Below are 24,074 nucleotides of genomic sequence, written 5' to 3' on the forward strand. Positions count from 1 at the left end.
CCTGCCACACTCCAACGTTATTCGTGATGCAAGCATCACTACCCACAAAATCAGTAGAAGCCGTGCTGTTGGGCGTTTTACAGAGGCTCCCCAGTTCGTCGCTTTAGCCTTCCAGCGCATCAGCCGACTTATTTAACCTCGAGCATCAGGCGTTTGGCATCCAGCAATGCCGGCATTTCTGGCAACGCCATGATCAATCAGGCACAACCGGTGTTTTTCACGTTCATCCGCAAAGAACCATAAAAAAGGGGCCACATGGCCCCTTCTTGAACATTACCCGAAATCAGAGAATAACCAGATGATTGGGCAATTCGTTTTTCTGCTCAGTGGCGGGCACATGAGCAGCCAGTTTATCGCCACAAGCGGCCACGCACTCCTGGAACCCCTTCGCCACGTCACCGCGTTTCAGGTGCGCGATAAAGGCATCCACCATGCTTTGCCACTCGCTGTCCGGCACATGCTGGGCGATCCCCTGATCCGCAAGGATCTCCACATAATGCTCGGCTTCGCTGACAAAGATCAGCACGCCGGTGGCGCCCTTGGTGCGATGCAGCCCCTGCTGCAGAAACGCCTGGCGCGCCAGACTGGCGGCGCGGGCTTGCTGCAAACGCCGGGGCACCAGCCGGAACTGGATTGGCTTCACGCGGAACAGCACCGCCAGCACCAGCAACACGCCCCACTGCAGCAGCAAGGCTTCAAACGGAGTCAGCCACACGGGCAGGAACAACAGTACCGCCGGCACCAGCAACGATAACAGCGCCGCCCACATGACCGTTACGTAACGGTAATCGTCGGCCTGCCGGGCCAGCACGGTTACCATTTCCGCATCGGTGCGGGCCTCCTGTTCGCTGATGGCGCGGGCCAGTGCATCCTGTGCAGTGTTATCCAGCAACATTACCAACCTCCCGAGGCGCCACCGCCTCCAAAACCACCACCGCCGCCGCCGAAGCCGCCGCCACCAAAACCGCCACCGCCGAAACCTCCGGCGCCCATTCCCATGGGCAGGAACATCAGACCACCACGACGACCGCCACGGCCACCGCCGCCACCAAAGGAGAGCAGGAAGGTGAGCACGACCATGCCGATCAGTATCAACAGAGCCTTGAGGCCGCTGGGCTTGTCACGGGGTTGGCGTTCGCCTTGATATTCGCCCTTGATCGCTGCCTGGATGCTGGTTACCCCCGCCTGAATGCCGCCATAGAACTGGCCTTGACGAAAAGCCGGCAGGATTTCCTGCTGGACGATAACACTGGAAAGCGCATCCGTGAGGACACCTTCCAGGCCATAGCCCACTTCGATGCGCACCTTGCGATCATTGGGGGCGACGATCAGCAGCACACCGTTGTCGTTCTCTTTGCTACCAATGCCCCATTCACGGCCCAGTTGATAGCCATAATCGGCAATGTCGTAGCCCTGCAAATCGGACAGGGTGACCACCACCAGCTGATTGGACGTGTTCTGTTCTGCGGCGGCCAGGGCCTGGGTGAGGCTCCGGGTCTGGGCGGGGGTCAGCAACCCCGCTTCATCAACCACCCGGCCGGACAGCGCCGGAAACTCCGGCGCCGCCCACAGCGAGGCGCTGAGCAGCAGAACAATCAGTGCAAAATAGCGCATTAAACCCTGCCCTAGTTAAAGTTCACGGAGGGAGCCTGGTCCGCGTCTTCGGCGGTAGCTTCATAGGTTTCGCGGGTTTCCATGTCGCTGTACAGGAAGCTGTGCCACAGGCGACCGGGGAAGGTGCGAATTTCCGTGTTGTATTGCTGCACCGCAGCGATGTAATCCCGGCGCGCCACACTGATGCGATTTTCCGTGCCTTCCAGCTGCGATTGCAGGGCCAGGAAGTTCTGGTTGGCCTTCAAATCCGGGTAGCGTTCTGCCACCACCATCAGCCGCTGCAGGGCGGACCCCAGTTGACGCTGGGCCTGCTCGAACTGCTTCAGTTTTTCCGGATTATTGAGCATGTTGCCATCCACCTGGATGGAACCCACCTTGGCCCGGGCCTGGGTGACATCCACCAGCACTTCCTGCTCGTGGCTGGCATAGCCCTTGACCGTGTTGACCAGGTTGGGAATCAGGTCGGCACGGCGCTGGTACTGGTTTTCCACCTGGGACCAGGCCGCTTTGACCTGCTCGTCATAGGTAGGAATGTTGTTGATGCCACAGCCGCTCAACCAGCCTGCCAGCAATACCAGCATGGCGCTGCGCCACACCGTGGCCATGCGCGGCATCGTCCGCGCGGTCAGTGTCTTTGTCATCGATCCGGTCTCCTTGATGGTGTTTGTGTTGTCAGAATCGTCACGGCTCTCTGAGCGTCTCGACCCAGACCGACAGCGGCCGCTGCCGTTTTTCTGCTTGCAGGGCCGCCAGCAACCGTTGTTTGTCGCGGCGGCTTAACCGTTTTATCCGTGCCTCCAGCTGACTGGCGGAGGCCCTGTCGCCCCCCGGCAGTAGCAACACCGGGCGCACCGGGCGGCGGGCCCGGGTATAACGCGCCCCTTTCGGGCTGGTGTTGTGCTCGTGAAACCGGCGTGCCGGTTCGGTGCTGATCCCGGTATACAATGACCGGTCCGCACACTCCACCATATACACCCACCACTGTTGCATGGTTTTACACCCACCCCTGCGATGGCTGGTATGATGCCAGAGACACTGCGCGCACTTAAGCGCCATTACAACAAACCTCAAGCGACAAGGATGCAATTATGGTGACCTATCTTTATTGGTTCCTGGTGGCAGCATTGGTCATTGGTACGCTGTTCGGTCTGGGCGTACGGCTGGGAAAATGGAAGCCCGCGCTGATTATTGCTGTGATCATCTGGCTGGCCGCCACCATCGCCTACTACTTCTGGCTTCAGCAGGTCTTCGTAAAACGCTTTGGCGGCACCATGCATATCACCGTGCCCGAAGAGCAGTACCACATCAGCGCCACCTGGAAAGATGACAACCTGTGGATCGAAAACTACAACCCGGAAACCAACGAGTGCATTTTCCGGGAATATTCCCGTGGCAACATGCTGGAAGGGAAAGTGGTCATCAAGAACTGTAGCCCGCTGCAAAGCACCGGCATGGTTCTGCCTAAAGATTCCGCTGTGCAGTAGCCATAACCCCCCGCGCCAACCGTGACTCTGTGCAGGGTTGGCGCTATCCTGCAGCGCTTTACATCGCACAGGACTCCCCCATGAGCACCTCCCTAAGCACCTTGCTGGACACCCTGAACAGCGCCCCCGAAAGCGTCACTTTCGACGCGGTACAAGCCGTCATTGCCGAGCACTACCATTACACCCCGGCCACCTTCATCAATGGTGAGGGCGATGACAGTGTGCGTAACGAAGCCGGCACCAATGAAGGCTCGTGCAAGATTTTTGCCTTCGCCAAACTCCAGACGCTTTCCGATGCGCAGACCCTGGCCTGCTTCGGCCATTTTTACCGCGAGCATGTACTGGGCAACCCGGACGGCAGCGACCACGCCAACATTCGCACCTTCATGCGCCACGGCCTGAGCCAGGTGGTGTTCGACACTCCCGCACTGGCGGCAAAATAGCGGGCTTGTGGATAGCGGTGGATAGCGCTGGCGGGCGCCTGATGCGGCGAACAGGAAACCCCATCAAGGCCGGGAGCGACCCTTCGCGTTGCCTTGACCGGTCTTCGCGATACTCTCAATATCGAACGTTCCGGCAATCCCGCTGACGTAAACAAAGGACACCCTGCATGCCCTGCCCCCTGCGCCATGCCCTTACCACGCTTGCCCTGCTGGCTCCCTTGCTTACCCCCCCGCTGGCAGGCGCCGACTCAGCCTGCGCCCCGGCGCTGGATGCCTCCGTGCGCAAGCTGCACGCCAGCAGCGAGCTGGATTTGTGCGCCCTTACAGCGGGCAAACTGACACTGGTCGTCAATACGGCCAGCCAGTGCGGCTACACCCCACAGTTCAAGGGCCTGGAAGCGCTATACCAGACTTACCGTGAACAAGGCCTGGTCATCATCGGCTTCCCCTCCGACGACTTCCGCCAGGAACTGGACGATGAGGCCGATACCGCCAGCGTCTGCTATGTGAACTACGGCGTCAGCTTCCCCATGGCTGCCACCAGTCAGGTCAAGGGCGATGCCGCCAACCCGGTGTTCCAGGCGTTGAACCAGGCGGCCGGCGAGCCCGGGTGGAACTTCAACAAATACCTGGTACCCGCCAGCGGCGACGGCATCATCCATTTCCCCGCGGCGGAAAAGCCTCTGGGCGGCAAGCTGGAAGCGGCCATCCGGCAAGCGCTGCCCGGCTCTCAAGGCCAGACGGACTAGCCACCGTGGTGGCAGCGTTCATATGAGCCTGCTATTGTGATCGATCAACCCATCAGCCCCGATGAGTCCCGTGAAAGTTCGTAACAGCAAGGAACAACAACGGTATCGCCTGGAACGCGACATGGAACGCTTTCTCTCCGAAGGCGGGTCCATTAGTGAAGTGCCAAACGGGGTGAGTGGCGCCGATGCAGTCTCCGGCAAAGGCCACCAGACGGTGCTGTTCAATGGCCCACGTCAGGCGCAACGCACTGACCTGAGCCAGGTAGCAGCCACTATTGATGCACGCAAGCACAAGCCCCGCCGGCAACGCTTGAATGCCCGACCGCAGCGCAAACTGGTTTATGACGACTTCGGCGAACCACTACGCTGGGTCTGGCAGAATAAATAACCCGCCTTATGGCACCCTTATGGCACATCCAAGGACAGGTCTATGAAACGGTTTTTCCTGCTGGTATCCCTGATTGTCGCTGGCCAGACCAGCTCCGCCGATATTATTGAAACCGAAGTCACCCTGCCGGACGGCCTGGGCAAAGGCATCATGTACCTTAACGATGACCAGAAAGACCCTGGCCCCGGGGTGATCGTGGTGCACGAGTGGTGGGGCCTGAACGACTATGCCCGTAACCGCGCCCGCATGCTGGCTGAAGCGGGTTACACCGCACTGGCCGTGGACATGTACGGCACCGGCGAAGTCGCCACCCACCCCAAAGACGCCAAAAGCTTCATGGAAACCGCCCTGGCCGACCCGCAAGCCATGAACGCCCGCTTCCAGGCCGCCCGCACCATGATGCTCAAACAGCAGCAGGTAGCGCCGGGCCGCCTGTTCGCCATTGGCTACTGTTTTGGCGGGGCGGTGGTGCTGGAACAGGCCCGTCGGGGGACCGACCTGGCCGGGGTAGCCAGCTTCCACGGTAGCCTGGGCACAGAGAACCCGGCCAAGGCCGGCGACATCAAGGCCCGCGTGCTGGTCGCCACCGGCCAGGCGGACCCCATGGTACCCGCAGAACAGGTCAGCGGTTTTGTCAGCGAGATGACCACCGCTGGCGCAGATTTCCAGCTACTCAGCTTTCCCGGCGTGAAACACAGCTTCACCAACCCGGGGGCAGATGCCGCCGGCAAACGCTTTGAAATGCCGCTGGCCTACAGCGCCCATGCGGACCAGGTAAGCTGGCAAGCACTGGTCGACTTCCTGGAACACGAGGAATAATCACCCGCACCAGAATTGCGCATCACCGCGCACCACGCACCATACCGGCACCCATTCAGGTGCCGGCATGGTCATCCTCCTCACACACACTACCCCCCTTTTCTTTCTCCCGCTTTCGCCTCAGCCCACGGCTCGCGCGGGCGCACGCCTTTTCCCCTCCTCGCCAGGCCCATCTTGGCACTCCCTTTGCTTTGTTACGCAAGAGGAATCGAATGGCCTTGTTGCCATTAGGGAGCCTCTAAATGACGCCTTGCATGCAAGGTCTTTCAGAGGCTCCCGACTCAACACAATGTGCACCAATAGACCGCTAGGGTTCCGGTCGACTGCGTCAGCAGCCGATGCCTGGTCCGAGAGCAGTCGACCTTCTTGGCGCCGATAGACCCGCGACAACGTCTATCCGCAGGGGGTTACACGGCGGGACAAAAGCCCGGGAGGACACGATGACAACCTTGTCATTGGATTCCTCATCGTCCGTAGCCAAGGAGCTCCACCATGACCCGTTCCGTACGAAAGACCGCTGCCGTTGCAGCGCTTGCCCTGTTCACCTCACTCACGCCGGTCACCGCGCTGGCTAAAGATTCCTTCAGCATATGCTGGTCCATCTATGTGGGCTGGATGCCGTGGGATTACGGCGCCCAGCAGAAAATCGTGGATAAATGGGCCGACAAGTACGACATCGACATCGACGTGGTGCAGATCAACGACTACGTGGAATCCATCAACCAGTACACCGCCGGCGCCTACGACGGTTGTGCCATGACCAACATGGACGCCCTGACCATTCCCGCCGCCGGCGGCGTGGATTCCACAGCCCTTATCGTCGGCGATTTTTCCAACGGCAATGACGGCGTTGTGCTGAAAGGCGCTGACACGCTGGCTGACATCAAGAGCCAGGACGTGAACCTGGTGGAATTGTCTGTTTCTCACTACATGCTGGCCCGGGCACTGGAAACCGTGGGGCTGAGCGAAAGAGACCTGACCGTGGTGAACACCTCCGACGCCGACCTGGTGTCTGCCTACACCAGTGATGACGTCACTGCCGTGGCCACCTGGAATCCGTTGCTCAGCGAAATCACCCGCATGCCGAACAGCCACAAGGTGTTCGACTCCTCGGAAATTCCTGGCGAGATCATCGACCTGATGGTCGTTAACACGGAGACCCTCAACGCCAACCCGGATTTCGGCAAAGCCCTCACCGGTGCCTGGTACGAAATCATGGCGACCATGTCTGCGGACGATGATGCCGGCAAAGCGGCCCGCACTTTCATGGGCAAAGCCTCCGGCACCGACCTGGCCGGCTACGAAGCGCAATTGGTCTCCACCCGCATGTTCTACCAGCCCAGCGAAGCCGTTGCCTTCGTTAACAGTGCTGAGCTGAAAGACACCATGCAGAAAGTGGCGGAGTTTTCTTTCCAGCACGGCTTGCTCGGTGAGGGCGCACCGGATGCCGGCTTTGTCGGTATCGAAACCCCGGCCGGCATCTATGGCAGCGACAGCAATGTGCAGCTGCGCTTCATCCCGGATTACATGGCCATGGCGGCTGAAGGGAAATTGTAGCCCCTGCCCGCAGCACGCCTCACGCGGCACGCGGCACGCGGCACGCATCATAAATGCCGCGTGTTGCGTGAGGCCTGAGCGCGACATCAATCACCGGGAACTGCCATGAAGAAACTGATTAATCGCCAGCCGGGAAATGTGGGCCGCTGGGCACTGGGGCTGCTGCCCTTCGCCTTACTGCTGGTGCTCTACATGCTTGCCTCTGATGCACGGCTGGCAGACAACCCCAACGACAAATTGCTGCCCCCGCTCAACAGCTTTGTGGACGCCATCCAGCGCATGGGGTTTGAACCCAGCAAACGCAGCGGCGACTACCTGCTCTGGGCCGACACCCTGGCCAGCTTGCAACGGCTTGGCATCGGCGTAGCCATTAGTGCCCTGGCAGCTTTGGTTGTCGGCATTGGCAACGGCACCATTCCCTATATTCGTTCCACCCTGTCGCCACTGGTCACCGGGTTATCCCTGGTTCCTCCCATGGCGATTCTGCCCGTGCTGTTCATTATTTTCGGATTGGGCGAACTGGCCAAAGTGATGCTGATCATCATCGGCATCACACCGTTTTTAATCCGCGACCTGCAACAGCGGGCACTGGAAATTCCCAGCGAACAAATCATCAAGATGCAGACGCTGGGCGCCAACACCTGGCAAATCATTACTCGCCTGGTGTGGCCACAACTGATGCCACGGCTGATCAGCGCCGTGCGTCTGTCACTGGGCCCGGCCTGGCTGTTTCTGATTGCCGCCGAAGCCATCGCCGCCACGGAAGGGCTGGGCTACCGGATCTTCCTGGTACGCCGCTACCTGGCCATGGATGTGATTCTTCCCTACGTGGTGTGGATCACCCTGCTGGCGTTCGCTATCGATTTTCTGCTCAACCGCTATTCCCACTGGCGCTACCCCTGGTTCCACCAGCAGGGCTTTCAGGGAGGGCAGGGATAATGGCGATTATCGAAATGAAGAACCTGTGGAAAGAGTACGGCGACCAGGTTGTGCTGGAGCGTCTCAATACCACGGTGGAAGAAGGCGAATTTATCACCATCGTCGGCGCCTCCGGCTGCGGCAAGACCACTTTTCTGAAGTTGCTGTTGGGCACCGAACAAACCACCCGTGGTTCGCTATTGCTGGATGGCAAACCTCTGCCAGCCGAACCGGATGAAAGCCGTGGCGTCGTGTTCCAGCGTTACTCCGTACTCAGCCACCTCACTGCGGTGGAAAACGTCATGCTCGGCGGCGAACTGCAACATAACCGCTGGCTGGGTTTCAGTTTTGGAAAGCGCCACAGGCAACTGAAAAAGCAGGCACTGGAAATGCTCGACAGCGTCGGCCTCAGCCACGCCGCTGACAAGTACCCCCACGAACTGTCCGGCGGCATGCAACAACGCCTGGCCATCGCCCAGGCACTGATCAAAAAACCCCGCATCCTGCTATTGGACGAGCCTTTCGGCGCTCTGGACCCGGGCATCCGTGCCGACATGCACAAGCTGGTGCTGTCCCTGTGGAAAGAACAAAAGCTCACCGTGTTCATGATCACCCATGACATCAACGAAGGCTTCTATCTGGGCACCCGCCTGTGGGTATTCGACAAGCCCCGCCTGGACCCGCAAGCCCCCGGAGCCTATGGCGCCCGCGTGACCTATGACCTGCCTGTGGGCGACTGCCAGACCGGCACCCTCACCTCCATTAACGAAAGCGTGGACAACACCAGCCGCGCCATCGACAGCTTTTAAGGTGATCACCATGACGACGAATTCTCTCCATGACGAGCCTCTCTACCAAACCACCTTGCCCGGCAGTGCCCACTGGTCGCTGCGGGTACGCCGGGGCATGCAACTGCGTTTTACAGATTTGGAAGGCGGCGCCAACCTGGGCCTGTTGATGTACAACCCGGAAGACCTGCTGGAACGCTACAACGCCCCCGACACCCTGAAAGGCCAACACACCTTCAAACTGACCCGGGGCAACTGCCTGTATTCCGACATGGGCCGGGTATTTGCGTCCATTGTGGAAGACGACTTCGGCTGGCATGAGTCCGTGTGCGGAACACTCAGCGAAAAAAAACTACAGGAAAAATATCCGGTAAGAACCTATCAGGACCATCACAACCAGTGGACCCTGAGCGGCGAACACAGCTTCCTTACGGAGCTGGCGAAATACGGCCTCACCGAACGGGACATGGCCGCCAATTTGAATCTTTTTTCCAAAGTCGCCACCGATAAAGACGGCAACCTGATATTCGATTCATCTGCGGCCAAAGCCGGGGCCAGTCTCACCCTGCGTTTTGAAATGGACACCCTGGTCATCCTGAACAGCTGCCCCCATCCGCTCAATCCTGCGAAGGATTACCCGATGAAGCCGGTAGGTATCGAAATGTTCAAAGCACCACCGGTGTCCGACGATGATTACTGCAAGAATTTTCGTCCGGAAAATACCCGCGCCTTCGAGAACAACCGACTTTATCACCTGGGCATGTAAGGCCCGCCGCACGTAACAAGCATCACGCAACAAGGGAAAACACATGATCAAAGAAAGCCAACGTGAACCGAACCAGGCCAGTTTTCGCGAAGTGGTGGCGGCAGGTGATTACTTCATTCATACCGTGAAGCAGGGCCAGACCGTGCGTTTGCTGGATCTGCAAGGCAACCAGGCCGCCGACACCCTGTTCTACAGCGCCGCTGACCCAGGAGAACGCTACAGCGCCATGGACACCATCCGCGAACAGGGCAATGTCTACCTCACCGCCGGCACCACGCTGATGTCCAACCGGATAAACCCGCTGCTGAAAATCGTGGCCGACACCTGCGGTCGTCACGACACCCTGGGGGGCGCCTGTGCTACGGAAAGCAATACCGTGCGTTACGATCTGGAAAAGCGCTGCATGCATGCCTGCCGTGACAGCTGGATGCTCGCCGTTAACCAGCATCCGGAATTTTCTCTGGGCAAACGTGACATCACCCATAACATCAACTTCTTCATGAATGTGCCGGTCACCGCCGACGGCGGCCTCACCTTCGAGGACGGCATTTCCGCACCAGGAAAATATGTGGAGCTGACCGCCTGCATGGATGTGGTCATCCTGATTTCCAACTGCCCGCAACTGAACAACCCCTGCAACGGCTACAACCCGACACCAATTGAAGTACTGATCTGGAACGATTGATCGCGCCTGCCGGGACGACCCGGATACAGCGCAAGAATTCATAGCGGGACGGCCCGCTACCGCCAAGAGACACTCTCATGTTCAACAAAGTGCTGATTGCCAACCGCGGAGCCATTGCCACTCGTGTTATCCGTACCCTGAAGAAAATGGGCATCACCGCCGTGGCCGTTTTCGCCGAAGCCGACCGGGACTCCCTGCACATCACCCAGGCCGATGAAAGCTACTGTCTTGGCGACGGCAGCGCCCGGGATACCTACCTGAATCAGGATGCCCTGTTCGCCTTGATGGAAGAGCACAACGTGGATGCGGTGCACCCCGGCTACGGTTTTCTTAGTGAAAACCCGGATTTTGTCAAAGGTTGCGAAGCGCGCGGAATTGCCTTTATCGGGCCCACACCGGAACAGATGAACACCTTCGGGCTGAAACATACCGCCCGCGCCCTGGCGGCAGATACCGGTGTCCCGTTACTTTCTGGCACCCCACTGCTCACCGATAAAGACGCCGCGCTAAACGCCGCCGACAGCATCGGCTACCCGATCATGTTGAAGAGTACCGCCGGCGGTGGCGGCATCGGCATGCAGGTCTGCGAAAACGCGGCCAGCCTGGACAAAGCCTGGGATACGGTTCGGCGCCTAAGTGCCAATAATTTTTCCAACGACGGCGTCTTCATCGAAAAATATATCGCCCGTGCTCGCCATATCGAAGTGCAGGTTTTCGGCGATGGCCAAGGCAACGCTATCACCCTGGGCGAACGGGATTGCTCTGCCCAGCGTCGCCACCAGAAGGTGCTCGAAGAAACCCCCGCGCCCAACCTGCCAGATGCGGTGCGCGCAGACTTGCATGCCACCGCAAAAACCCTCATGGAAGCCGTTCATTATCGTAACGCCGGCACTGTGGAATTTATTCTCGACCAGGACAGCAACGCCTTTTATTTTCTGGAAGTGAATACTCGCCTGCAGGTTGAGCACGGTGTCACCGAACAGGTATATGGCGTTGACCTGGTGGAATGGATGGTGCAACTGGCCGCCCGGGAACTGCCCGCGCTGGATCAACTCGGCACCAACCTGACCGCCTGTGGCCACGCTATCCAGGCGCGGATTTACGCGGAGGATCCGAACAAGGATTTCCAGCCCAGCGCTGGATTGCTTACCGCCGTGCAGTTCCCTGATGCAGACGGGCAATCGCGCCGCATTGATCACTGGGTGGAAGCCGGACTGACGGTGTCCCCCCTGTTCGATCCCATGCTGGCCAAAGTGATCGTTCACGAAGCCAGCCGCGATGCTGCTCTGGCGGCATTGAACAACACCCTCGCAGAAACCGGCATCGAAGGCATTGAAACCAACCGGGATTACATCCGTGCCATTCTGGCCGACCCGACTTTTTCCCAGGGTAAAATGACCACCCGCTACCTGAACGATTTCCGCTATCAGCCGTTCACCATGGACGTGCTGGCCGGCGGCACACTCACCACCGTGCAGGACTACCCTGGGCGCAGCGGCTACTGGCCCGTGGGCGTGCCGCCGTCCGGGCCGTTCGACAATCTCAGTTTCCGCCTGGGCAACCGCCTGCTTGGAAACGAAGAAAACGCCGCCGGACTCGAATTCACCCTCAATGGTCCCACGCTGAAATTCAACCAGGCCACCCGCATCGCCCTCACCGGTGCGGACATGCAAGCCACACTGGATGATCAGCCGGTTGCCTCCTATTGCGTCATCGCGATACAGCCCGGGCAGATCCTCAAGCTGGGCAAGGTCAGCGGCGAAGGGGCCCGCGCCTATCTGGCCGTGGCCGGCGGCCTGCAGTGCACACCCTATCTGGGCTCGCGCAGTACCTTCACCCTGGGACAGTTTGGCGGCCATGGTGGCCGCGCCCTGCACACCGGCGATGTTCTGCATTTTCAGGAAGCAGCGCCGACACCGGACTCAGTAACCGTGCCAGACTCCCTCAAGCCCGTGCTCGGCAATCACTGGACCCTGCGCGTTATTTACGGCCCCCATGGCGCCCCGGACTTTTTTACCAACGACGACATGGCCATGTTCTTCTCCACCGACTGGCAGGTGCATTACAACTCCAGCCGCACCGGCATTCGCCTGGTAGGTCCCAAGCCCACCTGGGCGCGCAGTGACGGCGGCGAAGCCGGCATGCATCCGTCCAACATTCACGACAATGCCTACGCGGTGGGCACGGTGGACTTCACCGGCGACATGCCGGTGATCCTCGGCCCCGACGGCCCCTCACTCGGCGGCTTTGTCTGCCCGGCCACCGTGATCCTCGCGGACCGCTGGAAACTCGGTCAGCTGAAAGCCGGGGACACCTTACGGTTCGACGCCATCAGCCTGGCAGACGCGGATGCACTGGCGGAAGAGCAGGACGCCTGCGTCGCCACCATGACTGCCCCGGTGAAACAGGTAGAAAGCACCGCCATCACCACACCGGTTCTCAACACCCTGTCGGCGGACGAGGCCGGTGTGGAGGTGGTCTACCGCGCCGCAGGGGATCGTTATCTGCTGGTGGAATATGGATCGCTGGTACTGGACCTGCGCCTGCGCTTTCGTGCCCACGCCCTGATGTTGTGGTTGGAAGAACAAAAACTGGATGGCGTTATCGAACTGACACCGGGTATTCGCTCCCTGCAGATTCATTTCGATCCAATGCGCCTGCCGCGCCACGCATTACTGAAAACACTCGCCGATGCCGAGCACGCCCTGCAGCAGCAGGACGACCTGGAAGTGCCCTCACGCATTGTCCATATTCCACTAAGTTGGGATGACGAGGCCTGTCATCAGGCCATCGAAAAATACATGCAGTCCGTACGCAAGGATGCCCCCTGGTGCCCCTCCAACCTGGAATTTATTCGCCGCATCAACGGGCTGGATAACGTGGACGAGGTCAAAAAGATCCTGTTCAGCGCCAGCTATGTAGTGATGGGCCTTGGCGATGTGTATCTGGGTGCCCCGGTGGCAACCCCCTACGACCCACGACACCGTCTGGTCACCACCAAGTACAACCCGGCCCGCACCTGGACGGCAGAAAACTCCGTGGGCATCGGCGGCGCCTACCTGTGCGTCTACGGCATGGAAGGTCCCGGCGGCTACCAGTTTGTCGGGCGCACCCTGCAGATGTGGAATCGCTACCGCCAGACAGAGGCGTTTGACCAGCCCTGGCTGCTTCGCTTCTTCGACCAGATTCGTTTCTACGAAGTCAGCCACGAGGAACTCAAGCAAATACGCCGGGATTTCCCCAAGGGGCAGTACCCGATTCAGGTGGAAGAGACCACGTTCAGCCTGAACGCCTACCAGCAATTTCTCGATGACAACCAGCAGGATATCGCCACCTTCACCGATGCCCGCAACCGGGCCTTTGATCAAGAGCTGCAACGCTGGGTGGAAAGTGGCCAGATCAACTTCCAGTCAGAACAGGATCTGGACGCGGACAACGGCGCTGACGATGTGCAAGGCACCCCCGTGGAATCCCCGGTGGCGGGCAGCATCTGGAAACTGAAGGTGCAGGAAGGCGACAACGTGAGTCAGGGCGATGTGGTGGCGGTACTGGAATCCATGAAAATGGAAATAGAAATTTACGCCCCCGCCACAGGCAAGGTTGCTGCCCTCACTCGGCAGGAAGGCCAGCAAATCAATGTCGGCCAGGCCATCATGGTGCTGGATTAGGACCAGTCCACATCATGGTTACCCTCGGCGCGGTTCATGCAGAATAGGAGGCGTTGGGCATCAACCCCTTTCCTCCTGATAAAAACGTCGATAAGGAGCAAGATGTTCCGCCTGGCCGTTCACCCAGGTTTGCAAGGGCTCAGGCATGGAGGAAGGCCAGTCCAGCCCGTACGCCGGTGGCATAAATAGCGGCGCCAGCAAGCTGGCTGCCGCCAGGTCTGCCCGCGAGAATTGCTCACCCACCAGGTAGGTGCGCCCCTGGTAAGCCTGTGACAAGGTCTGGATAGACTGCTCCAGAGCCACACGGCTGTCGCTGACATGGGGCTCGCGGATTTGCATTCCCTTGCGCATCAGCCCCTGTAATTTCGGGAAAATCGCCCGCAAAAATGCCTTCCCCCAGAACGGCCCACCCTTGGCAAAAAAGGGAATCACCAAATTCGGGTGGTCCAGCAAGGTGTGATAACAGTAACGGCGAACGTGCGGCCCAATATTGTCGTCGCAGAACGTTTCCCAGCGCAGCGCCTCTTCTCGTTCCTCCTGGCTCTGCGGGGTCAATGAGCGGGCCGGGAACTGCGTATCCAGATAGCTGATAATGGCCGCTGAATCTTGCACGTAGTGCCCGTCGTGCTCCAGCACCGGCACACTGCTGAACGGCGCCACCGCCTTCATCTTCTTCAAATGCAGGCCTGGCAGGTGGTTCTTCACCCGGTAATCCACGCCTTTGTAGTCCAGTGCCCAGCGCACTTTTTCGCAATAGTGGGAAATCGGGAATTGGTGCAGGACGATGGCCATACGGGCATCCTTTTAGTGAGTTAATTGCGGATCACATGAAAAAATAAATAGTGTGGGTCAAGTGTTATGACCGCCGTTATTATTTTGTGCGCCGTTTTTTTCATGCCAGCGGACAATTTCTTTCACCGCCGCCGCCGGAGAACGTGCCCAGCGAAAATGATCTGCACGGTCATTCAATGCCTGCTTATCCAGCAACACATTGCTCACGGTCGCTGCGATGAATTTTTCGTTTACCGCCTCCACCGACGCGGGCGGCGCAAAGGCATCATCCGCCATGCGCAGACTCAACACCGGCCCACTATACTGCGCGATACCACAATCCAGGTCGTCGCTGAAGCCATTGGCCTGATACCGGTTGGTTTTCGCCAGGGCCAGCCAGTCTTGCATCAGGGTTCTGGCTTCACGACCGCCAAACCCCAATTTGTCGCCAGGGTAATAACCCAACAACGCCGATGCAGGCGGGATGATGGCGCAAAGAACTTTCAGCTTGCGGCGGGTCTTACCGGTAAAGCCACCCAGCCAGGGGCTGCCACAGGCAGCCAGAATAATGCCGTCTATTTGCTCACCGTAAACACCAGCCGCCATGGCAGAATAATGGCCGCCCAGAGAGTGTCCCATGAGATAAACCGGCAAGGACGAAGAACGGCTTTTCACCCAGTCCAGCGCCATAGGTATTTCATTGACCAAAGCCTCACGAAAGCCCCAGTCGCAGTGATGCGACGGGCGCCAGGGGCTGTCGCCATGGCCTCGTTGTTCCAGTAAGGCCACGTTCAACCCGGCCGCCTGTAATGCCTGCGCCAATGGCTGATAGAAACGCGCCCCCATGCCTAGTGCCGCCATTAAAATCACCGATCCGCTGGCACTTTCTGCCGAGTACCAGTTGACCGGCAAGGTATAGCCTGCGCCGCCAGGCAGAGACATTGGCTCAGCCGCTTTCATTACTGGCCTCCTGACGGCGGGGGCGTTTCACCAGTTCACCCTGACAATTGGGGCAGCGGCTTGCATGGATGGTGCAGCAGTCCACACAGAAGGTGCATTCATAGGAGCAGATATAGGCTTCTGCATCGGCCGCCAGGGAACACTGGCAACTTTCACAACTGGATCGCATTTCAAGCATCTGGATCATCCGATTAGTGCGCTTTGACTTTCTCTTTGCCGCAGCGATCACAGCGGTATACCGTCACCAGCTTTCCCTGCTTCACATCAAACTGCTTTTCCTTGCAGATCACCCACTTGTGAAAGTCGTGCTGACACATGCCTTTTTTTGGCATCTTCTTTTGCGGTTTTTTGAACGGCAGAATATCGCCCATTAGCTCAGCACCATGACTACAACTGGTAACCAGAGCATACCGTAAATTAGGTTCATCGCGGAATTGAGTGATCAGCCGGCTTCAGAACTTGTCTCATTAGCCCGCCCGGCAACCGCTGGACGCCGGATGCCCGACGACAGTCGCTCAGGCAAGGGGCTTTACGTCAGGCATCCGGCATCGAGAAGCATGCTATTTACTCTAACCCGTGAAGAACCGTAAATGAGCCCTAAAGCGAGTTCAGCAACCCCAGCCCCAGAACGATTTCTATTACCATGAACAATGCGGGGTAACGATCCAGGCGGCGATCCACCAGCCAGGACAGTAACCGGCCAGCCGCCATGCCCAGCAAGGCCATCGACAAGCTCACCACCACCCCGTCACGCCATTGCGGCTGATCACGACACACCATTAACAACACAGCCATTGCCACACCATAGCCGCCATACACAGCGCGGACTTCGCTGCGGGCCGGCACGGGCAGCGCGGTTATCGCCACCCACCGCGTTATCGAATGGGGCGACACCAGCGCCACCGCCCCCATCAACAGAAACGCCAACGCAGTCATTTCAATCATGAGCAGTGCCCTGCTCGGGTTGTGCCCCTTGCCGCTGCAGTCCCCGCCACTGACACAGGGCGCAGAACGCTACCAGCAACGCCACATCCAGCAGCAGAACATGCCCCCAGAATGACAACCACGAAGCCCCCAGCAGCATGACCACCGGCGTTGCCAGCACCCAGGCCAGATCCGCCAGTGTCACCATCTTAGCCGGCCCGGACGATATGGGTTTGCGCGTGGCCACAAAAACCACATCCGCTGCAAAAACCAGCAAGGCGCCCCCGAGAATCATCAGTATCTGCGGGCTGAACGCCCCCATCAGTGACGCCAGCCAGCCCGGGGCCAGCAAGAGCGCCGCTCCCAATAACGTTGAGCAGACAGCATTGAATAACAGAGCATGTTTAAGTGATCTCCAGGGCATGATGCACCTCCAGTTTTCTGGCTTTGGTCGCGAATTACCGCAACGGGCCGGTTAGTGTTAGATTCAGCCTCTGCTGAACAAGGAAGTGAAACAATTACCCCAGAGGTAATGGCGAAGCCTGGCGGCCATGACCATGCTGATCCGCCACAGAAAAGTGAGAGCCCCGATGCAGACTGGCCAGATACTCGCGGAACTGCGTAAAGCCCGCCGCCTCAGCCAACTGGAACTGGCGTTACGGGCCGACGTATCCAGCCGGCACCTGAGCTTTATCGAAACCGGACGCAGCCAGCCAAGCCCTGCCATGCTCAAACGTCTGGCACTGGAAATGGAGTTAAGCTGCCGGGACACGAATCGACTACTGCTGGCGGCGGGTTACGCACCTGCCTTCACCGAAACGGACCTGAGCAGTAACAGCATGGCACCGGTGCGCGAAGCGCTGAGCGTCATGCTCACAAACCACAACCCGCTGCCTGCCGTCGTCCTCGATGCCCACTGGAATGTATTAATGGCCAACGAGGCTCAGCAGCGGCTGATGGGCCTGATGATTGAGGAGCGCGGGCTTTTTCCACAGACCGCCAATGTGGTCGAACTGGTGTTCCATCCCCAGGGTTATCGGCCGTTTCTGCGCAACTGGGATGAGGTGGCCGCCTTCCTGCTGCGCCGCCTGCACCGTGACCAGCAAGCTCGCCCTGACCCGGCACTGGCCACATTGCTTGATCGGCTGGCGGAATTGGCCGATCTGGACGCCCTGCTGCATCAACCACCCGGTAATGATCACAGCGCGCCCATGATGGCCCTGGACATTGAGCTGGCCGGCCAGCGGCTACGCAGCTTCTCCACCCTGGCCAGCTTTGGCACCGCGCTGGATGTGGTCATGGAAGAACTGCGCATCGAACATTACTTCCCCGCCGATGAGGCCACCCGCCGCTGGTTCCGAAATCAGATTCAATAGGCCTCACCCATCGAAGGGGGGCGTACAAACCCGTATAATTCGCCCCCCAAGCAATCACCGGCAGCAACAATGACTGACTTTATCCCCGGCCAACGCTGGCTGAGCGAATCCGAAACCGAGCTGGGCCTCGGCATCATCAAGGAATTGGATTACCGACTGGTCACCGTTGAATACCCGGCGGTAGAGGAAGAGCGCACCTACGCCAAGAACAATGCCCCCCTGTCCCGGGTCACCTTCGACAGCGGCGACACCATCCGCACCGCCGATGAAATGGAGCTGGTGGTCACCGAAGTCAACGAGCTCAACGGCCTCAAGGTCTACATGGCGCACCCGAAAGATGGCAGCCCGGACGATATTCAGCCGGTGCCGGAAACCAACCTGGGTCACACCCTGCGCCTGACGGCGGCACTGGACCGCCTGCTGTCCAATCAACTGTCTTCCAATCGCTGGTTTGAACTGCGTATCGACGCCCTCAATGCGCACTGCCGCCAGCAGCAATCCACCATCAAGGGGTTGCGTGGCCCGCGCATCGACCTGATTGGCCACCAGTTGTATATCGCCGACCAGGTGGCCAACCGTTTTGCCCCACGGGTATTGCTAGCCGATGAAGTGGGCCTGGGGAAAACCATCGAAGCCGGCCTGATCCTGCATCAGCAACTACTCACCGGCCGGGCCAAGCGGGTACTGGTGGTGGTGCCTTCCCCACTGGTGCACCAGTGGTTTGTGGAAATGGTGCGCCGCTTCAACCTGCACTTCTCTATCTTTGATGCCGAGCGCCTTAACGCCCTGCAGCCGGAAACCAGCATCAAGGACATGCTCGCGCAAATCATTGAAGAGGAAAACACACCGGACGAAGACACTGCCGGCGACTCAGATTCCGTCCGCGCAGCCTCCGGTGACGACAACCCGTTCCTCAGCGAGCAGCTGATTCTGTGCAGCACCGACTTTCTCAGTGAGTGCGATATCGAGCAGCTAGCCGCCGCCGACTGGGATCTACTGGTGGTGGATGAAGCCCATCACCTGGAGTGGTCCGCTGGCCAGGCCAGTGAGGATTACCAGCGAGTGGAAACCATTGCCCAAAAGGCCCGTGGGCTGTTGCTGCTCACCGCAACACCCGAACAATTGGGCCTGGAAAGCCATTACGCTCGCTTGCGTCTGCTCGACCCGGAACGCTACCCCAGCCTGGAGGCCTTCAAGGACGAGCAAGCGCACTATCAGGATGTGGCGGCGCTGGCTGGCCGTTTGCATGACGAACCCAGCTGGGATGCAGCACTGAAGAAAGAAGCCGTTGCCCTGCTGCCGGACATGAATATTGACGAAGCGGACCGCGATGCAATCCTCACGGAACTGCTGGACCGCTCCGGCCCCGGCCGCGTCATGTTCCGTAATACCCGCCACAACATCGCCGGCTTCCCGGCCCGCCACGCGCACGGCATCCCGCTGACGCTGCCGGACGAATACAAATACGACAGCGACGAAGAAATTGACGGCCACCTGCACCCGGAAACCCTGTTCCACGATGATCGCTGGTGCAGCCTGGATCCCCGAGTGAACTGGCTGGAAAACTTTTTCAAACAGCATCGTCACGACAAGGTGCTGGTGATCTGTGCCAGCAAGCACACCGCCACCGACCTGCATGCCCACTGTAACTACAAGCTGGGCATGAACGTGGCCATGTTCCATGAAGACATGGACCTGATCGAACGGGACCGGGCCGCCGCCTTTTTCGCCGATGACTTCGACGGTGCCCAGGCGCTGATTTGCTCGGAAATCGGCTCCGAAGGCCGTAACTTCCAGTTTGCTCATCATCTGGTGCTGCTGGACCTGCCCTTGAACCCGGACCTGCTGGAACAACGTATCGGCCGGCTGGACCGTATCGGCCAGAGCGAAGATATCCAGATTCACGTGCCCTACTTCGAGCAGCACGCCCAGGAGGTGTTGTTCCGCTGGTATCACGACGGCATGAACGCCTTCGAGCACACCAACCCGGCCGGCCACGACATCTACCTGCGCAGCCGCGACGCGCTGGAGCCACTGCTTACCGGCGACCCGGAATACACCGCCATCGAAGCGCTGGTCGACGATACCCGCACCATCACTAACGAACTGCATACGCTACTGGAGACCGGCCGCGACCGACTGCTAGAGCTGAGTTCGTTCGACGGTGAGCGAGCCGAGGCGCTGATCACCGACCTGATTGCGGCCGATGACGACAGCCCTCTGCCTTTCATGCAGCGCATCTTTGATCGTTACGGCGTGGAACAGGAAGATCATTCCGACACGGCCATCATCCTCAAACCCGGCCCGCACATGCGCGATGCGTTCCCCGCTCTGCCGGAAGAAGGCGTCACCATGACCGACAACCGGGCCACCGCACTGGCCCGCGACGACATGCAATTCCTGACCTGGGAGCATCCCATGGTCACCGGCAGCCTGGAGATGATGCTCACCGAACACCGTGGCAAAGCCGCCGTCAGCCTGCTCAAAAATCCCAAAATCAAGGCTGGCACCCTGCTGATCGAAGCCATCTATACCGTTGATGCCATTGCCCCCAAACAGTTGCAGGCAGACCGCTTCCTGCCCACCACGGTAATTCGTCACCTGCTGGATGCCAATGGCAAAAATATCAGCCAGGCCATCAGCCACGACGGCCTGAGCCAGCAATGCCACAAGATGGACAAGCCTCTCAGCCGCAAGATCGTTGGCAGTCAGAAACCCCTGCTGGAAAAATTGCTGAAAGCCGACGAAACCAGCGCCAGTCAGGAAGCCGAAAGCATTATTGCCGCTGCCCAGGAAAAAATGCGCGCCGAACAAGCCCACGAGCTGGCTCGCCTGAAAGCCCTGCAAGCCAAAAACCCGGCGGTCCGTCATGAAGAAGTAGAAGCCCTGGAAGCGCAAACACAGGCTCTGGAAAAATGCCTCAGCGAAGCTCAGTGCCAACTTGAAGCCGTGCGAATTATTGTCTCGGGAGGAGACTGACCATGAGTAATCTATTGCGTTGCGTTGAAATTGAACCATCAGCCCAAGCCACCGCCAGTGTGATCTGGCTACACGGCCTGGGCGCCAGCGGTCACGATTTTGAGCCCATTGTCCCCGAGCTTCAGCTGCCTGCGGACCTGCCCGTGCGGTTTGTCTTTCCCCATGCCCCGCAGATTCCCGTTACGGTGAACGGGGGCATGGTCATGCCCGCCTGGTACGACATTCTCGCCATGGATATCGACCGCAAAGTGGACGAAGCCGGCGTTCTGGCCTCAGCGGACGCGGTAGATGCACTCATCGAGAGGGAAATCGCCCGCGGCATTCCCAGCGAACGCATCATTATTGCGGGTTTCTCACAAGGTGGTGCCGTTGCCTACCAGGCCGCCCTGCGTCAGCCCAAGCCTCTGGCCGGCCTGCTTGCTCTCTCCACCTACATGGCCATGCCCGTCACACCCAGCGAGGCCAATGCCGCCCTGCCAGTAATGATTTGCCATGGCAGCATGGACCCGATGGTACCGGAACAGCTGGGCCAACGGGCCGCAGCCACCCTGACTGAACTGGGCTATACCCCGCAATACCGCAGCTACCCCATGGAGCACATGGTCTGCCTGGAACAGATTCGGGATATTGGCCAGTGGATTACGCAACGCCTGATGCCGAACGCCTAACGCCTGACAAGGCTGGGCTGGCTCCCTTGCTCAGTTGTGGGAGCCAGCCTGCGGGCGAAGAATTCGGCGGCAGGCCCCATTCACGCTGAATGTCTGATTACGGCTACGCCTAATCAGACCTACTCCTGACCCCTTACTGTGTGTGGGCAAGCTCCCACAGAACACCCCCTTCCTCTCTGCTTTTTTCCGTCATGCATCTGGCATCAAACACCAGCCACAAAAAAAGCCGCGTCCCTCTCGGGGCGCGGCTTTTTTGTGTTGCCTGTCGCGTGACGCGTGCAGCGTCTCTTACAACCAGTACACCGTGATAAACAGGAACAGCCACACCACGTCCACAAAGTGCCAGTACCAGGCACCCGCTTCCCAGGCGAAGTTATTCTCTTCATCGAAGTGCCCCTTGATCACACGCAGCAGGGTCACAAACAGGAAGATGGTACCGATGGTCACGTGTGCACCGTGGAAACCGGTGAGCAGGAAGAACAGGCTACCGTAGATACCCGCATCCAGGGTCAGACCCAGCTCGGTGTAAGCGTGGATGTATTCTTCCACCTGCAGGAACAGGAAGATGATCCCCAGCACCACCGTGGCCGCCTGGAAAGCGATCAGGGTACCGCGCTTGCCTTCCAGCAAGGCGTGGTGAGCAATGGTCAGCGTGATGGACGACACCAGCAGGATAGCCGTGTTGATAGCCGGCAGCCCCCATGCTCCCATGGCCTGGGTGGTATCACCCGCCGGGGTCACGGTTAGCGGCCACATGGCCTGGAAGTTCGGCCACAGCAGTTCGTGGGTCATGGCGTTGCTGCCTTCCCCGGACAACCACGGCAGAATCAACCAGCGAGTGTAGAACATGGCGCCAAAGAAGGCCGCGAAGAACATCACTTCGGAGAAGATGAACCACAGCATGCCCTGACGGTAGGAACCGCCCAGCTGATTACTGTGCAAGCCACCCACAGATTCCTTGATCGTGTCACGCCACCACAGGGCGATCACTATCAGTAACCAGGTCAGACCCAGGAAGAACAGGGGCTTGCCGAAGAAACTGGGCTCCATGTCTGCCATGGTGCTCTGCTGAATGAAGTGCGCACCGCCAATGGCGGTCATGAACAAACCGATGGACGCGGTCAACGGCCAGGGGCTGCTCTCGGGAACGTAATACTTTTCAGTAGCCATTAAAAAATCTCCTCTACAACCGGCTGTTCTAGTTAGCAGCCACGCTGTTGTTTTTACCGGCGACCCGCTCTGTCACATCGAAGATCGTATACGACAGAGTGAATTGATTAATGTGACTGGGAATGTCCGGGTCCAGATAGAAAATCATCGGCATGTTCTTGCGCTCACCTGCCAGCAAGGTCTGCTGATCGAAGCAGAAACACTGCGTCTTGTGCAGGTATCGAGCCGCTTCCCCCGGTGTTACCGACGGGATGCTCTGGGTAATCATGTCCGATGACGTCGGGTTGCTTGCGAAAAAGTGCACCAGCGTAATTTCCCCCGGATGCACCTTGACCCGCTTGGTCTCAGAAGTGAATTCACCACTGATTCCGTCGCCCTTCTGGGTAATGAATTCCACAGTCACGGTACGGTCTGCCACCACATTTTCAGGCGCCTGGGTGGCGGCCGTACTCGATGTTTTTCCATTCAGTCCGGTGACATCACAGATAACGTTATAAAAGGGCACCATGAGGAAGGCGAAGCCAAACATGGCCACCGCCCAGATCAACAGCTTTTTCAGCGTGCGCTTGTTGCGCTGCTCCACGCTGAGTTGCTGATTCTCGCTCATAGTGCCCTCGTTATGTGTCTGTTACTTGACCACCGGCGGGGTGTCATAGGTGTGGAACGGCGCCGGTGACGGCACTTCCCATTCCAGGCCTTCAGCACCTTCCCACGGCTTGGCCGGGGCTTTCTCGCCTTTCTTCATGGCACACAATACGGCCACAGCCAGGAACAACAACTGCGAGAGGCCGAACCAGAAACCGCCAATGGAAATCCAGAAATTGTAGTCCGCAAACTGCAGCGCGTAGTCAGCGTAACGACGCGGCATGCCAGCCAGACCCACGAAGTGCATGGGGAAGAACAGCAAGTTGGCGGAAATCAGGGAGTTCCAGAAGTGCAGCTCACCCAGGGTCTTGTTGGGCATGATCCCGGACCACTTCGGCAGCCAGTAGTAGGCCGCAGCGAAGATGGAGAAGATCGCACCGGTCACCAGCACGTAGTGGAAATGCGCCACCACGAAGTAGGTGTCATGGTACTGGAAGTCTACCGGGGTGATCGCCAGCATCAGGCCGGACAGACCACCACAAGTGAACAGCACCACAAAAGCGATCGCCCACTTCATCGGCAGCTCAAAGGTCATGGACCCGCGCCACATGGTTGCGACCCAGTTGAACACCTTCACGCCGGTAGGCACGGAGATCAGCATGGTCATGTACATGAAGAACAGGGTACCGGCCAGCGGCATGCCCACGGTGAACATGTGGTGAGCCCACACGACAAAGGACAGCAGCGCAATGGAGGCAGTCG

Annotated in this window: 27 protein-coding genes and 1 riboswitch; of the genes, 14 read left to right on the forward strand and 13 right to left on the reverse strand. The window is 59.0% G+C overall.

The features are described 5' to 3' along the window. Positions 1 to 283 precede the first annotated feature (283 nt). From A3730_RS12395 to A3730_RS12410, 4 genes are read right to left on the reverse strand one after another with little or no spacing between them, the layout of a single operon-like run. Positions 284 to 895: a TPM domain-containing protein gene (locus A3730_RS12395; RefSeq protein WP_063538149.1), complete on the reverse strand. Its 612-nt coding sequence runs from the start codon at positions 893 to 895 to the stop codon at positions 284 to 286. Next, on the reverse strand, positions 895 to 1,614 hold the full coding sequence (locus tag A3730_RS12400) for a YgcG family protein (protein ID WP_063538151.1): 720 nt from the start codon (positions 1,612 to 1,614) through the stop codon (positions 895 to 897). Before A3730_RS12400 ends, A3730_RS12395 begins: the two co-directional genes overlap by 1 nt. Before the next feature lie 11 nt (positions 1,615 to 1,625). Next, complete coding sequence (locus A3730_RS12405) at positions 1,626 to 2,255, reverse strand: LemA family protein (RefSeq protein ID WP_197468806.1); 630 nt, start codon at positions 2,253 to 2,255, stop codon at positions 1,626 to 1,628. A 40-nt stretch (positions 2,256 to 2,295) separates the two neighbouring features. Next, the gene (locus A3730_RS12410) at positions 2,296 to 2,604 is read right to left on the reverse strand and encodes a GIY-YIG nuclease family protein (protein WP_063521470.1); all 309 of its coding nucleotides are present in this window, start codon (positions 2,602 to 2,604) and stop codon (positions 2,296 to 2,298) included. A gap of 98 nt (positions 2,605 to 2,702) precedes the next feature. On the opposite strand from A3730_RS12410, the gene A3730_RS12415 reads away from it, so the two are divergent. From A3730_RS12415 to uca, 11 genes are all read left to right on the forward strand, one after another. Then, positions 2,703 to 3,098 carry a hypothetical protein gene (locus A3730_RS12415; protein ID WP_063521471.1) on the forward strand — a complete coding sequence of 132 codons (396 nt, stop codon included), beginning with the start codon at positions 2,703 to 2,705 and terminating at the stop codon, positions 3,096 to 3,098. 80 nt (positions 3,099 to 3,178) lie between these two features. Continuing rightward, positions 3,179 to 3,541 (forward strand): HopJ type III effector protein, encoded by a 363-nt coding sequence (locus tag A3730_RS12420; protein ID WP_063521480.1) that lies wholly within the window; start codon positions 3,179 to 3,181, stop codon positions 3,539 to 3,541. A 167-nt stretch (positions 3,542 to 3,708) separates the two neighbouring features. Further along, on the forward strand, positions 3,709 to 4,290 hold the full coding sequence (locus tag A3730_RS12425; protein ID WP_063518980.1) for a glutathione peroxidase: 582 nt from the start codon (positions 3,709 to 3,711) through the stop codon (positions 4,288 to 4,290). A 61-nt stretch (positions 4,291 to 4,351) separates the two neighbouring features. Beyond that, positions 4,352 to 4,678 carry a hypothetical protein gene (locus A3730_RS12430; protein WP_231880494.1) on the forward strand — a complete coding sequence of 109 codons (327 nt, stop codon included), beginning with the start codon at positions 4,352 to 4,354 and terminating at the stop codon, positions 4,676 to 4,678. Between the two features lie 42 nt (positions 4,679 to 4,720). Then, the gene (locus A3730_RS12435) at positions 4,721 to 5,497 is read left to right on the forward strand and encodes a dienelactone hydrolase family protein (protein WP_063518978.1); all 777 of its coding nucleotides are present in this window, start codon (positions 4,721 to 4,723) and stop codon (positions 5,495 to 5,497) included. A gap of 296 nt (positions 5,498 to 5,793) precedes the next feature. Further along, a riboswitch (guanidine-I (ykkC/yxkD leader) is annotated at positions 5,794 to 5,933 on the forward strand. A gap of 56 nt (positions 5,934 to 5,989) precedes the next feature. Beyond that, positions 5,990 to 7,054: a putative urea ABC transporter substrate-binding protein gene (locus A3730_RS12440; protein ID WP_063518977.1), complete on the forward strand. Its 1,065-nt coding sequence runs from the start codon at positions 5,990 to 5,992 to the stop codon at positions 7,052 to 7,054. Between the two features lie 105 nt (positions 7,055 to 7,159). Continuing rightward, positions 7,160 to 7,993, forward strand: a complete 834-nt coding sequence (locus A3730_RS12445; protein ID WP_063538153.1) for an ABC transporter permease — start codon at positions 7,160 to 7,162, stop codon at positions 7,991 to 7,993. Next, a complete protein-coding gene (locus A3730_RS12450) occupies positions 7,993 to 8,781 on the forward strand; it encodes an ABC transporter ATP-binding protein (RefSeq protein ID WP_063518975.1) in 789 nt (262 codons plus the stop codon). The genes A3730_RS12445 and A3730_RS12450 overlap by 1 nt, the downstream gene beginning before the upstream one ends. A gap of 10 nt (positions 8,782 to 8,791) precedes the next feature. Next, positions 8,792 to 9,526, forward strand: coding sequence for an urea amidolyase associated protein UAAP1 (locus A3730_RS12455; protein ID WP_063518974.1), 735 nt, complete (start codon positions 8,792 to 8,794; stop codon positions 9,524 to 9,526). Between the two features lie 43 nt (positions 9,527 to 9,569). Next, a complete protein-coding gene (locus A3730_RS12460) occupies positions 9,570 to 10,211 on the forward strand; it encodes an urea amidolyase associated protein UAAP2 (protein ID WP_063518973.1) in 642 nt (213 codons plus the stop codon). A gap of 77 nt (positions 10,212 to 10,288) precedes the next feature. After that, positions 10,289 to 13,879 carry an urea carboxylase gene (gene uca, locus A3730_RS12465; RefSeq protein WP_063538155.1) on the forward strand — a complete coding sequence of 1,197 codons (3,591 nt, stop codon included), beginning with the start codon at positions 10,289 to 10,291 and terminating at the stop codon, positions 13,877 to 13,879. Between the two features lie 60 nt (positions 13,880 to 13,939). On the opposite strand, the gene A3730_RS12470 is transcribed toward uca, so the two are convergent. The 6 genes from A3730_RS12470 to A3730_RS12495 all read right to left on the reverse strand — a co-directional run bounded on the left by A3730_RS12470 (position 13,940) and on the right by A3730_RS12495 (position 16,958). Continuing rightward, the gene (locus A3730_RS12470; RefSeq protein ID WP_063520192.1) at positions 13,940 to 14,671 is read right to left on the reverse strand and encodes a glutathione S-transferase family protein; all 732 of its coding nucleotides are present in this window, start codon (positions 14,669 to 14,671) and stop codon (positions 13,940 to 13,942) included. Positions 14,672 to 14,728: 57 nt separating this feature from the next. After that, entirely contained in the window at positions 14,729 to 15,610 is an 882-nt protein-coding gene (locus tag A3730_RS12475; protein ID WP_063520193.1) for an alpha/beta fold hydrolase, read from the reverse strand. Beyond that, on the reverse strand, positions 15,597 to 15,788 hold the full coding sequence (locus A3730_RS12480; RefSeq protein ID WP_039926291.1) for a DUF1272 domain-containing protein: 192 nt from the start codon (positions 15,786 to 15,788) through the stop codon (positions 15,597 to 15,599). Before A3730_RS12480 ends, A3730_RS12475 begins: the two co-directional genes overlap by 14 nt. Positions 15,789 to 15,801: 13 nt before the next feature. Further along, positions 15,802 to 15,981, reverse strand: a complete 180-nt coding sequence (locus A3730_RS12485; protein ID WP_063520194.1) for a hypothetical protein — start codon at positions 15,979 to 15,981, stop codon at positions 15,802 to 15,804. A 226-nt stretch (positions 15,982 to 16,207) separates the two neighbouring features. Further along, positions 16,208 to 16,555 (reverse strand): DUF4345 domain-containing protein, encoded by a 348-nt coding sequence (locus A3730_RS12490; RefSeq protein WP_082872358.1) that lies wholly within the window; start codon positions 16,553 to 16,555, stop codon positions 16,208 to 16,210. Beyond that, positions 16,548 to 16,958 carry a hypothetical protein gene (locus A3730_RS12495; protein ID WP_156501190.1) on the reverse strand — a complete coding sequence of 137 codons (411 nt, stop codon included), beginning with the start codon at positions 16,956 to 16,958 and terminating at the stop codon, positions 16,548 to 16,550. The genes A3730_RS12490 and A3730_RS12495 overlap by 8 nt, the downstream gene beginning before the upstream one ends. A gap of 166 nt (positions 16,959 to 17,124) precedes the next feature. Here A3730_RS12495 and A3730_RS12500 point away from each other — a divergent pair, with 166 nt between their 5' ends. From A3730_RS12500 to A3730_RS12510, 3 genes are all read left to right on the forward strand, one after another. Then, entirely contained in the window at positions 17,125 to 17,910 is a 786-nt protein-coding gene (locus A3730_RS12500; RefSeq protein WP_063521356.1) for a helix-turn-helix domain-containing protein, read from the forward strand. 69 nt (positions 17,911 to 17,979) lie between these two features. After that, a complete protein-coding gene (gene rapA / locus A3730_RS12505) occupies positions 17,980 to 20,889 on the forward strand; it encodes an RNA polymerase-associated protein RapA (protein WP_063538157.1) in 2,910 nt (969 codons plus the stop codon). A 2-nt stretch (positions 20,890 to 20,891) separates the two neighbouring features. Beyond that, positions 20,892 to 21,557, forward strand: coding sequence for an alpha/beta hydrolase (locus tag A3730_RS12510; RefSeq protein WP_063520099.1), 666 nt, complete (start codon positions 20,892 to 20,894; stop codon positions 21,555 to 21,557). Positions 21,558 to 21,845: 288 nt separating this feature from the next. On the opposite strand, the gene A3730_RS12515 is transcribed toward A3730_RS12510, so the two are convergent. The 3 genes from A3730_RS12515 to A3730_RS12525 all read right to left on the reverse strand — a co-directional run. Further along, on the reverse strand, positions 21,846 to 22,727 hold the full coding sequence (locus tag A3730_RS12515; protein ID WP_063520100.1) for a cytochrome c oxidase subunit 3: 882 nt from the start codon (positions 22,725 to 22,727) through the stop codon (positions 21,846 to 21,848). 28 nt (positions 22,728 to 22,755) lie between these two features. Next, positions 22,756 to 23,334, reverse strand: a complete 579-nt coding sequence (locus A3730_RS12520) for a cytochrome c oxidase assembly protein (protein ID WP_063520101.1) — start codon at positions 23,332 to 23,334, stop codon at positions 22,756 to 22,758. Between the two features lie 21 nt (positions 23,335 to 23,355). Further along, a partial coding sequence (locus A3730_RS12525; RefSeq protein ID WP_197477467.1) for a cbb3-type cytochrome c oxidase subunit I occupies positions 23,356 to 24,074 on the reverse strand: 719 nt, incomplete at its 5' end.

The organism is Alcanivorax sp. HI0044, from assembly GCF_001634945.1.